7 protein-coding genes are annotated in these 11,132 nt (G+C 45.5%); 5 read left to right on the plus strand and 2 right to left on the minus strand.

From position 1 onward, the window contains the following. Positions 1 to 180 precede the first annotated feature (180 nt). Positions 181 to 306, minus strand: a complete 126-nt coding sequence (locus QCH34_RS01610) for a hypothetical protein (protein WP_300328992.1) — start codon at positions 304 to 306, stop codon at positions 181 to 183. 348 nt (positions 307 to 654) lie between these two features. Between QCH34_RS01610 and QCH34_RS01615 the strand changes: the two genes are divergently transcribed. Genes QCH34_RS01615 through QCH34_RS01630 form a run of 4 tightly spaced genes read left to right on the plus strand, consistent with a single transcriptional unit; the run spans position 655 to position 8,334 of the window. Beyond that, entirely contained in the window at positions 655 to 1,695 is a 1,041-nt protein-coding gene (locus tag QCH34_RS01615) for a Wadjet anti-phage system protein JetD domain-containing protein (RefSeq protein WP_300328995.1), read from the plus strand. 16 nt (positions 1,696 to 1,711) lie between these two features. Beyond that, positions 1,712 to 3,190, plus strand: a complete 1,479-nt coding sequence (locus tag QCH34_RS01620; RefSeq protein ID WP_300328998.1) for a hypothetical protein — start codon at positions 1,712 to 1,714, stop codon at positions 3,188 to 3,190. A 4-nt stretch (positions 3,191 to 3,194) separates the two neighbouring features. Then, positions 3,195 to 3,944: a DUF6063 family protein gene (locus QCH34_RS01625; protein ID WP_300329001.1), complete on the plus strand. Its 750-nt coding sequence runs from the start codon at positions 3,195 to 3,197 to the stop codon at positions 3,942 to 3,944. After that, entirely contained in the window at positions 3,937 to 8,334 is a 4,398-nt protein-coding gene (locus QCH34_RS01630; protein ID WP_300329005.1) for a hypothetical protein, read from the plus strand. Before QCH34_RS01625 ends, QCH34_RS01630 begins: the two co-directional genes overlap by 8 nt. A gap of 112 nt (positions 8,335 to 8,446) precedes the next feature. Here QCH34_RS01630 and QCH34_RS01635 read toward each other — a convergent pair whose 3' ends face one another. Continuing rightward, positions 8,447 to 10,009 (minus strand): ribonuclease H-like domain-containing protein, encoded by a 1,563-nt coding sequence (locus QCH34_RS01635; RefSeq protein WP_300329008.1) that lies wholly within the window; start codon positions 10,007 to 10,009, stop codon positions 8,447 to 8,449. Positions 10,010 to 10,315: 306 nt separating this feature from the next. Here QCH34_RS01635 and QCH34_RS01640 point away from each other — a divergent pair, with 306 nt between their 5' ends. After that, positions 10,316 to 10,762, plus strand: a complete 447-nt coding sequence (locus QCH34_RS01640) for an EVE domain-containing protein (protein WP_300329011.1) — start codon at positions 10,316 to 10,318, stop codon at positions 10,760 to 10,762. Positions 10,763 to 11,132: the final 370 nt, after the last annotated feature.

Here is an 11,132-nt window from a genome sequence, read left to right on the forward strand (position 1 = left end):
GGCCCTCCGCAGGTAGTAGGATGCGGGCCGGAAGGCGAGCGTGTTCTCGGCCATCACGCAGGCGAAAAGGTGATACGTGAGGTCGTCCCAAACTATCTCTTGCTCAATACGAGCTTTGAGGGCGGGTAAGTTTGCAAGGCTGACCGCCCCTTCTTTTACTGTCGTTCCCGACATTTTCAATCAACTCCGCCGGTCCCGTACACCGGGCACCGACGAGGCAGGCGATATGACGGCAAACGGAGTAGGCCTGGCGTCCTGCCGAAGGCAGGATGCGGCCCGGAGGGACGCACCCCGCAGGGGCGACATGCTTACCCGTTTGACGGAAAACGCCTGTGCATGGTGGTGTTTGCAGTGCCGTGCAGTGGAGCGACGAGAGAAGCGAGGAGCGGAGTCGCACGGCTGGTCGGGGCGGAATGGACTTACGTGCTGATTGCGGGCGGTAAATCAGCAGGAAGGCCAACAGCATTGTCGACCGGGGCTTCAGGATTAAACAGCCCAGAATTGGCCGGATTGACCAATACGTCTTAAGAGGATTTGAGTTGCAACCAACTCCAGATCGAATGGATTATACGAATTGGCATATATATTCCGAATAGAATCATGGAAAGGCTGATTAAAAGCATTCTATTAGAACATAAGAATAAACGCATTCATTTGGGAGACATTGAGAACGCCCTCAAAGAGCGCGGGATCAACCTTTTTACTGATCAGGTCCGGCATGACAAATTTATCGAATCCATGGGTTGTTTAATCAATCGTAGTATTTTGGAGCCACTTAAAAGCGCACAGCCACTCCAGCAGTACGGGAGACTCCCTGATAAATATACGATCCACAGGGAGGTGATCGCCAAGCCCGGTGCCCCCCTCTCACAGGAGGACCGAAATGAACTTTATTCTCTCTTACCTCCGATCAATATCGACTATTATGCAACCCATAGCGAGCACTACATAAGAGACCGAGATTACATTCTGAAAATAAACGCACTCATTCGCCAACGTGAAAATTGCGAGATTCTGACCGTTAATGAACGTTCCTATGAACTCTTCGATGACGAAAAAGCGATCGATGCTGCAGATGATGCTGCAGTTGATGGCGCTGCAATCCTTAAGAGACTGCGCTTAACCCATGAGGATATTAGGGCAAAGAAGGTATTTGAGCCATTTTTCTGCAGAGAGAAGGGTTTCTCAAACAGAAACAGAGGCGATCGAACCGTATTGATCATTGAGAACAAGGACACATTCTGGACGTTCCAGGATGCAGTGATTCGAGGATTGGTTTCGGGAATTCATCTGGTCATCTTTGGGGAAGGAAAGGCAATTCTAAGGAAATTCGAATATATTGAAACAGTCGGGGGAGCTGCCGAAGATCAGTATTTCTATTTCGGAGATATTGATAGAGAGGGAATATCCATCTATAACCAGCTCAATGCAAAGTACCCACAGTACAACATACAGCCAGCTACTTCCCTCTATACTTTAATCCTGCAGAAGGCCGGGCTTGAAGGAGCACGTCCTTTAAGGACGTTACAACGTGTTAAAAAATTCTCCTTTTCCCCTTTTCTCGATTATTTCGATCTGGAGAACGGTGAACTGATAAGACGGATTATCAATAATGAGCTGTATCTCCCTCAAGAGGCGCTCAACATTACAGATCTTCAGAGGCTTGCAGATGTCGGACTCCCAGAGACGCTTTAAAGAGATCAATGATCGGATGGAACACCTCAAATGCTTCTATCCTTTTTTTAAAGCATATACTTCTCTTCCGGTGAAGAACCTGGACTATGATGCTCCGTACCTCGCTTTGGATGTGCTTACATTACTGATCGAAAAGGGACGCATTCATGGTCGTGTTCTCAAATCCGACGAAATCAAAGCACATATGCAGGAGACGATGACGAAGATTTACCCTGACCGTGAGTTCGACTACCGGGAAGTGATGCGGAATGTGCTGGACTTTCTTGAAACGAACACAAAGGGTGAGCGCTATTGTTTCAGTTACCATGATCCGGTCAAACGGCAACCTATCAATCGCTATGTTCATCTTATCGAGTACGATGTAAACGAGGATGGATACCGGATTACCGATGAAGGCCTCGAGTTCATGATCAACATCAAGGAACTCCCCGAAGAATCGAGGATCACTGTCACCCTCATTTTATTTAAGAAACAGATTGAGAGTGGCTCTTTTAGAAACGCTTTGGAGACAGTTCGAAACCTCAACCTCGAAGTTCATCGAAAGAAAGGAAAGAAGCAGGCTTTACTTGACAAGATGAGGTACGGCGACCCCGACGTGGCCAAAGAATATATTGGATATACGCAGGAGGTGATCTCACAACTTCAGCAGGAGCAGGAACTCTTCCATCAAGTTCAGTCAACGCTTCGCGATCTCTCTAAAGAACAGATGAAGATCGCCGAAGCACGTGAGCCCCTCGGTAACGAAGAGGATTTTATCACAATACAGGAACTTTCAATCGAGCTTGAGTACGGATACAACCTGCACAATACTCTCCTGAAAGATTATACAAATCTCCCAACCGAATATGAATTGATCTGCAGGATTCGAATGAATTCGCTCTTTGATCGAAGGTACCAATTCCAGGAGGCATTAGAGAACCATATTCGGATGAACTTATCAAATGACATTCATATTGTTGAGATGCACCCGCTAATCCTCCCGAATGTCGCCAAAACGTTCAGTATTTGCTCCATTTTCGAGCCGCAGAGAATGATCGGTAAAAAAGAGGAAATCACGGAGGTTAAGATGAGCGAGGCGTGGAGTGACAGGAAATCTATCGAGAAGATTGTTCAGGGACGACAGGATGAAAATTTCAGGATATATGCGCAAATCTTGGTAGATGCCCTGGAAGAAAGAGAGCAGATGGATCTGCCAACCTATCTGAGTCTTATCAATATGAACTTGGGGCATGAAGGAGTAGAAAATATTGACCTGATCCCCTTCCTCGTCGAGCTGAACAAGGGGGCTAGAAACGGCGAAGCATACAGATCTACCTTTGATCTTCGTGTGACAGGTGGGCAGAGCGAGCTAGCTGCTGAAGCATTACTTTGTGCCGTGGCAGAACGCGAAAGCCGATTCAGTCAGATTAATGTGATTTCTCAGCCAGAACGGCGAGTAGTCCTGGGAGAATCAGAAGACGAGTACGTTTCCAACCTCATCTTTATTCGGGAATGAAAGAATGAAATTTGACCGTGAAAACCTTGGAATCGCCCTTGAAATGCTCCACTGCATGCTGGAGAAAGGTTCGATTTCGCGTAAGGATCATCCGAAGGAGTTCCTACGCTATGATCAGGAAGCTGAATTACGGGAAGTATTAGAATATTGTGCAGAGAAGCACAACCTTCTCGTCTGCAGGTATCAAGATGCCCTTTTTCTGAGCCCCGGTGTGCAAAATCAGGTTTTTGGCCTCTCAAATGACGATATTCGTAAAAGTCTCGGGCGAGGATTTAACAATCCCGAGATGTACACAGTTTTTTTCATCATACACGTCCTTATCACCGAGTTCTATCACGAGTCCGCATATGATCCGTACCTTGAGAAGTTACCAAAGTTGAGCCTTGTTACAACCGTCGAAAAAAAGATTGCGGCAATGGGAGAGATTGACGACCTCGAAAAAGCAAGCGAGGAGTTGCAGTTCAATTTTAAGGTTATCCACGACCTATGGAGCAGTCTCCCAACGGTTGAATTCAAGAAGGACGATCCGGATGAAAAAAAGCAGCGAGGCGTCAGTTCAAAGCACGCCCTGATTAATGAGACGATCGCTTTTCTGGAAAAGAATCAGCTTGTCAGGGAGCATAATGAGGCCATATACCTCACCCATCGCTGTAAAGCGATCATCCGTGAAGTCTACAGCAATCGCGAGATTCAAGATGCAATCACAACTTTCATTGAAGATCTTGGTCATCGTGGAGGGGACTTAGATGCCTAAATTGCGGTCTGTAAGGGTTGTAAACGCCCAGTTCAACGAGGGGAAGGGATTATACCAGGACTTCCGCATGCCCTTTTATGGTCGTAATGCTACCTTCGAGCTGGGGAACGGCATGGGGAAGTCGGTCCTTATGATGCTCATCCTCCAGTGCGTCCTCCCGAACACCTCCCTCGACACAAATAAACCCTTCAGGGACATGTTCGCCGGGGGCGTTCGCAACCGTACAACCCATGTCCTGGCCGAGTGGGAACTTGATGAATTTGTAGAAGGAAAAAAATATCTCCTGACAGGATTTTGCGCCAAGCGAAGGTCAGATCAGGAAGACGAAGGGGGGAGTGACGAGATAAAATACTTCTCCTACCTTCACCTTTATCGCGGGCAAAACGATCTCGACATCGAAAATATCCCCCTCTGCAGGGAAGAAGGGGCAGACTTTTTCACCCAGGATTATTCTGAAACCCGGAAAATGCTCCGGGAAAAAGCGAAAGCCGGGTATGACATCTGGATAGCGGATACTCGGCAGGAGTATCTGGAGCGCCTCAAGAGATACTATCTCATCGAATCGGAATGGGAACTCATCAAACGCATCAACCGACAGGAAAATTATCTCAAGACGCATTTTCAAAATTTTCGGAATTCGAGAGCACTTGTAGAAGATCTACTGATTAAGATGATAGACGGGTGCCTCCAAGACAGACGTCGGCTCAAATTTCACGATGAGAATGAAGATTCGAATGAAAAAACGCTTGCTGATGCATTATATCAATCCCAAGAAAAGCTCCACCAGCTGCAGGAGGAGCAAGCGCGTTTGAATGAATATGAACGCCTCTATGATGAGATAACCACCCTGCAGGCTGCGAACGAACACCTTCTTCGATCATATCAGGCATTTGAGAAGGAGAAGCAGAGTGCTGCATCCCAGTATGCTGCATACGAAGCGGCAATAGTTCAAAAGGATGCAGAGAACAAGGAATTACAAGAGCGCATTTTCAGAAAGCAAGTGACATCCCAGAATTTAGGGTTCGAAATTGAAAAAATCAGGCTCAAGATCCTGAATGTAAAACTAAATCTCTCAAATCAGAAGCTCGAACAGGCAGAAGCCGAGAGACGGGAGCATGAACAAACGCTCAATCTGGTGAAACATCGGGCGAACTTCGCACGTGCGGTCAACAAGTATCTCTCGATCAGGGAACGTAAGGCTGAGATCCAGGAGAGGGAAGAGGTCATACGGAAGATGGAGGAGGAGCACCAGGTGGTGTTTGACCGAATTCGCCCACTTGGGAAAACCCTCCACGCCCTCGTTTCCGTGGAGAACGAAGCTGTTCGCAAAGATCTTGAGATGGGGCAGAGCCAGGCGAAGGCGACTAACGAGGAGATAATGCAGCTGCAACAGAACCTCGGAGGCGTCAAGAACAGGAAAGAGGATACTGAGAAAAGCATTGCTGAGTTGAAACGACAGGCGGACGAATTGGAGACAAAAGAGAAAGACCTCATAAAACGGCATGAGAAATGTCCGAAGGTCTCCTCTGGGTTCTTCCCCACCGATCAGATCGAGGCAACAAAGGATCGGCTCGCTGCTGAAAAGGAGCAATACAGAACTATCGATGTGAATATCCGTAAAATCGAACAGCGTTTGTCCACCAACGAGGCGCTTGAAACAGAACTGGAAAAGAGGATAGGAGACCTGAGTCGAGCGATCGAAATCATTCAACAGGAGATCGCCGATTTTACCAACGAAGAACATTCAGCGTTACAGATCGCCCATGCATACGAGATGGACGAAGTCGGATCCTGTGCCGCACATCTCAAAGATGAGATTCGGCGTATGCATGAGATGGTGGCAGGTTTCAAAAACCGTCGAAAGAGCCTTGTCCAAGCTAAGGAGAGCGCTGATAAGTACGGTGTCGCCTTAAGTAGAGAATATCTGGATGCCCTTGAGAGACTGCAAGAAAAATACCACACTGCAATGAGTGGAGCAGAATATCTGAAAGGCATTCCCGAGGATGAACGGAAAGAGAGTCTGAATAATGCACCCTGGCTCCCAAAAGCTGTCCTCCTTCTCAAAGGGGATTTTGAGGCGATTGTTCGCAATCCGAAAATCCTTCCAGCACTGGTCCAGGATGCTGAAATCATTATCACAAGTCTGGACTATCTCAGAGAAAGAAGACCGCTCTCACTCGGAGATGTCTTTATCCCCTCCCGGACGCCCGAACAGTCATTCGCAGCGCTTGCCAGCGACCGTGCGGCTGAACGCCTTGGTCTAGAGATTATCGCAATTGACGAGGAAATAGGGAAAGCCAATGAGGTACTAGAGGCGATAATGCACGACTCTGAGATCCTCCACCAGTTTGTTTCTCGTTACCAAGCAGGATTTGGATCGGAAAAGGAGAACAATCTCCAGGAATACCTGCAACAGAAGACTGATGACGCGGCCAGGCTCGTCACCCTGCGAAACCAGCTCGATGAGGATCGATCCGCGCTCCCCCTCGCCAAAGATGATTTCGCTGGACAGGAGAAGAAGATAGGTCTCTACGAGGAGAAACTTACCCTTCTCACCGAGTTAAGCAGAGTGGCAGTAGAGAAGGAGAGAACTCTTAACAATCTGGAGCAGGAGCAACGTAAGTCTGTTGAGGCTTCAACAACGCAGCGGCACATCGAGGCCGAAATACAACGATACGAGTTTGAATTCAGGAGACTGGAGGAAGCCAATTACCAGATAAAAGAACGCCTCCGTAAAATTGAGCAGGAAATTTCCGAGTACGAACCGTACGTGAACGAAGATCTCTCTCTCCTTACGGATATGGCCATCGACAGCCTCCGAAATGAGTTCCGAGCTGCTCGGCAGGTGGTCGAGAAGGTTGCAGTGAGCAAGGATAGGTACGAAAAAGAAAATGCCCGCGACAGAAAGCAGATTGAAGAGTACCAAACCGATATCAGCGACTACCGGATCACCATTGAGGAGATTGAAGCCGAAGATCCGCAAGGACGCTATTCTTTGGAGTATATCAGGGAGGTGGACAAGGACGTCCTGGACGCCGAGCATCTCCTTGATGGAGCCACCGGCCGGTACAGGGATATTCGGGATAAACACCACTTCCTCTCACAGGATATGGAGAGAGCAGAGAGGGAATATAACACTCAGATACCGGAGGCATACATCCGAGATCCCGATATCATTGATTCAGAGCCTCTCGAGGCCGAGCGGAGAAGATTAGATGCGGAACGCCACGCTCTCGAAGCGGAAATTACCCAAATGGATAGCATGTGCAGGGTGGGCGAACAAGAACTCGAAAGCCTGGTTACGGAATATAAAGGCTATGAGATGCTCGATAGCACCCATCATTTTGCCAGAAAAGATGCCGTCCCCGCATCAGATCTCATAGGCTACCGAAACTTCCAGGAAAAACTTGCAGCCGCGTTAGAGAGCACATCAAGGCAAAAGGACCGCTTCAGTGCAGCAAAAGATCAATTTTTCCGGAATGCTGGCGAAATCGATGTCCCCCACTACTTGATCGATACGGTCAGGGGGAAGATCCGGATAGCAGATAGTGCAGGAGAGGCTTCATCTATACAGCGAAGCTTGGAAGGATATGCAGCCGATGTCGCCAGTTCAATAGAGATGAACCGGGTGCAGATAGAAGGACTTCTTAAGGTAGAGACAAAGATTGTGGATCAAGCACTTGGAATGGCGATGCGGTATCGGGACTACCTGATGATGATCCCGGGCGTCTCGAAGATTGAAATCAATGGCAGACCTCGTGAGATGCTCCAGATCAACTTTGATGACTGCAACCATCGTGAGGAAGTCGCGAGGGGCGAGATGCACCGCTATATCCAGAGCCTTACTGCCAGCATTCACGCCGGCACACTCACCAGAGGGGAACTCGAGAAAGCGCTGGCCCCCGGTCAGTTAGTGGGGAGAGTAATGGATATGGACATGATCCGCGTGAAGATACGCAAGATCGACATCGACGCCTACCCACTCCAGCTTTGGGATAAGATCAAAGCCTCCGAAGGGCAGGAGAATACAATGTATATCATCCTCCTTGTTGTTCTCATGTCGACCATAAGGGCACTTGTCATCGGCAGGCCGGATCGAAATACCGCAAAGGTGCTCTTCGTCGATAATCCATTCGGCTCCACGGGATCATACTACCTTTGGGAAAAGATTTGGTCAATTCTCGAGCGAAATAACGTCCAAATGATATGCTCAGGGCATAAGATCGATGCGAAGGTACGAGAATTCTTCCCAATTTCGTATCTCCTTACCGATGATGTCTCGGCTGGCGGTCGTATGAGGATCGGTATCAGGTTCATTGGGGCGGGCAAGGATCTTGACCGTTTCGAACGGCAGAAGAGAGGGGAGATCCTCGCATGGACTGAAAATTGAGAAGAACAACACCATTTTACAAAATAAGCGCCTATATCAGCCCCCACAGGTCGAGGAAGACCATAATAATTAATTAATTTTTAAATAAATTATTTCATTACCATCAGGAAACCTAAAGGACATCTCTATGAATTTTGTATATGTAGTTAAAAATAAACCGAGTTCTTTCTAAATCACTTTGATTATATTCGAGTAATTCTTTTTTTATTCCCTCATCATTTGTTTCAAGATATTTTTCATATTCGATAAGTGCCTGAAGTCCGTCTCCAATTTTATTTTGATGTTCTTGTTTGTATCCGAATTGCTCAGATATCTCTTTAAGTCCCATTCTCCCCATTATTGGCAGGTAGATGCATTGTTTCTTGAAACTCTGTGTGCTGATGCACTCAAAAAACAGATCGAAAAAAGAATTCCCCAATTCAGATGTAGGTATCTTGAATTTTTCAAATGCGTATTTCAATTGTGGTCTGTCAGCACTTGTTGAGGAGTATGCGATCAAAGTTGGTTTCTCTGATAACAGCCAGTTTCGAAAATTTAAAAGTAATTTTTCTTCGTCATTGGGATTATCCAAAAAGAATTGTTTTACTTCCCCATTCAAATTCATAAAGCCCAACAAAAATATTCCAAATGGGCCAATCAACGTTCCAGTGGGACTATATTCCGCATCGAAGAAATAGAGCTTCTTTTTTTCACATTCAATAAAGAAAGGATGATCGCGGACAACAATCGGCATATTTTGAGAAATTGCTCTTGCATAATTTTGAATTAAACTAAGAACTCCTCCACGGAAACATGAATATTTCGATGCTTTTTCAGAAATATTCGCTTTTGCGAGTTGGTCCACACTTTTTACTCCGATTTCTGTGAGAGCTTTTGCTCTGGCATGTCCAATCATTGGGACTTGCATTAATTCATGAATTTCTTTTGGACACGAACCCCACTCAAAAATTAGATCCCATTTCGTTTGGACATACTTACGAATAACAAGATTACACACCTTTCCGGGTTCGCCATCATTATCATGAGAGGCACAGTTTACAACTCTTACCCCGTTATAATTGGTTTCTTTTCCGCCTTGAGAATGGGCATGACCACAAATTACAGCTTTTATCCGAGAATTATTCTCATCAATGTATTGTGTTAATGCAGTAGATCCAATATGATTAATTCCGAATCTTAGACCGACATCTAATATACCAAAAGGAGGGGTATGGGAAACGATGATAATTTTTTCGGAAGGATATTGTTTTGATTTTCTATTTAGTCCATCCAATACTTCATTTTCAGAATATATAAGAAAGCCAGGGCCTTTTGTCGATCCTTCCTGTCCAATGAAGATATAGTCCTCTACGATGAATGGTTCTTTAAAAATATTATAGACATTTTTTCCCTGTATGGCATTTGTGATGAGCGGCGGGTCATCATTACCAGCCACCGCAACTAACCCATGCTTTGAATACTGCGCAATTTTTTCGAAATAATTGCAATTAGGTGTATCGGTATAGAATTCTTCTCGGAATTTCTCAGATGATTTATTTTCAGGAATTTTATTGAATCTTCGGATATCATCCCCGGCATATACGATAATGTCAGGTTTCTTATCTAATTCTTCAATATACTCAATAAGCATCTCAATGCTCTGAATTCTCCAATCAGAGAAGGCTAAGATCCTCATAAATCATCAAAACCTAAGTACGACTCAACAATTTATAAAACCGACAATCCATTCGTTCCATATCTACCCCCAATGATGTGTAAATAAATCCCCTAAAAATGGAAAATGAGAGGGGTGCCTTCCACCCATATATTGAATAGTCTTCTGAAATTCCAATTATGCAGTGTTTCTAGTAATTTTACCAACAATCTTTTTATATGGACACATTACGTGGTACTCTGAAGAGTTCACATGATTAATTCCAAGAAGTAATTGGACATCAACAAGTGGGTTAAAACGAATCATTAATTTTTATTCCAACCCTGAATGGTAAATATGGTGAGATATTGGCCATCAGCGCATACCGTTAAGACTTGGGAAGGATTTCTGAAGAGTGGGGCGAGAGTAGAAGGATTTAGTAAAGACAAGAAATGCCGTGTGGAGAGTATGCAACCGGGCGATTATATCATCTTTTACATATGCATAGAGAAGAAATTCGCCGGGTACGCAAAAGTCTGCAGTGGATGCTTTTATAATGATGAGCCTCGTTTTCAGAAGGATCGATTTCACTATCGGGTGAAGATTGAAATGATTAAATGTCTGGATAATACAGACATGGTGTCTTTTGATGATATTAAGCATGAATTGAATTTTTATCAAAAACATGGGATCAAATATGGCGTGATCTTTAATCAAAAACCTGGCAACTTAGATACATCAGATGGAATTCGGATAATCAGTGAGATTGATAAGGCAAGAGGCTTAATTGGATAAAAATACGTTCAAATTGCCGATTTTTCGACCTTCATAGATTGCCTCAGACGGACGATCTCACCTCAACAGGGGGTAAACATCGTATGATGGAGAGAATTGCGTTAAATCCCCTTTGTGATTAAAACGATTATGGACCTTATTTCATGAAATAACGAGTAAATATCGATTATTTTAATATCCAAGCAGTCATTTCGCATCTACCCATACCCAAGATCGCAAAAATAAGCCCAAATCAGCCCCCTTTCAGCCCGAAAAAGAGGGGGAATACCCCTACTCTTCCCCGGACCGGGTGATATGGTCCAGCACCATATCCCACATGACGAGCAGGCCCGGGACCACCACGTATCCCAAAAGGCCGGCCCCCACGAAG

This window comes from Methanocalculus sp., from assembly GCF_029762515.1.
In the GTDB taxonomy this organism is placed as follows: Archaea; Halobacteriota; Methanomicrobia; order Methanomicrobiales; family Methanocorpusculaceae; genus Methanocalculus.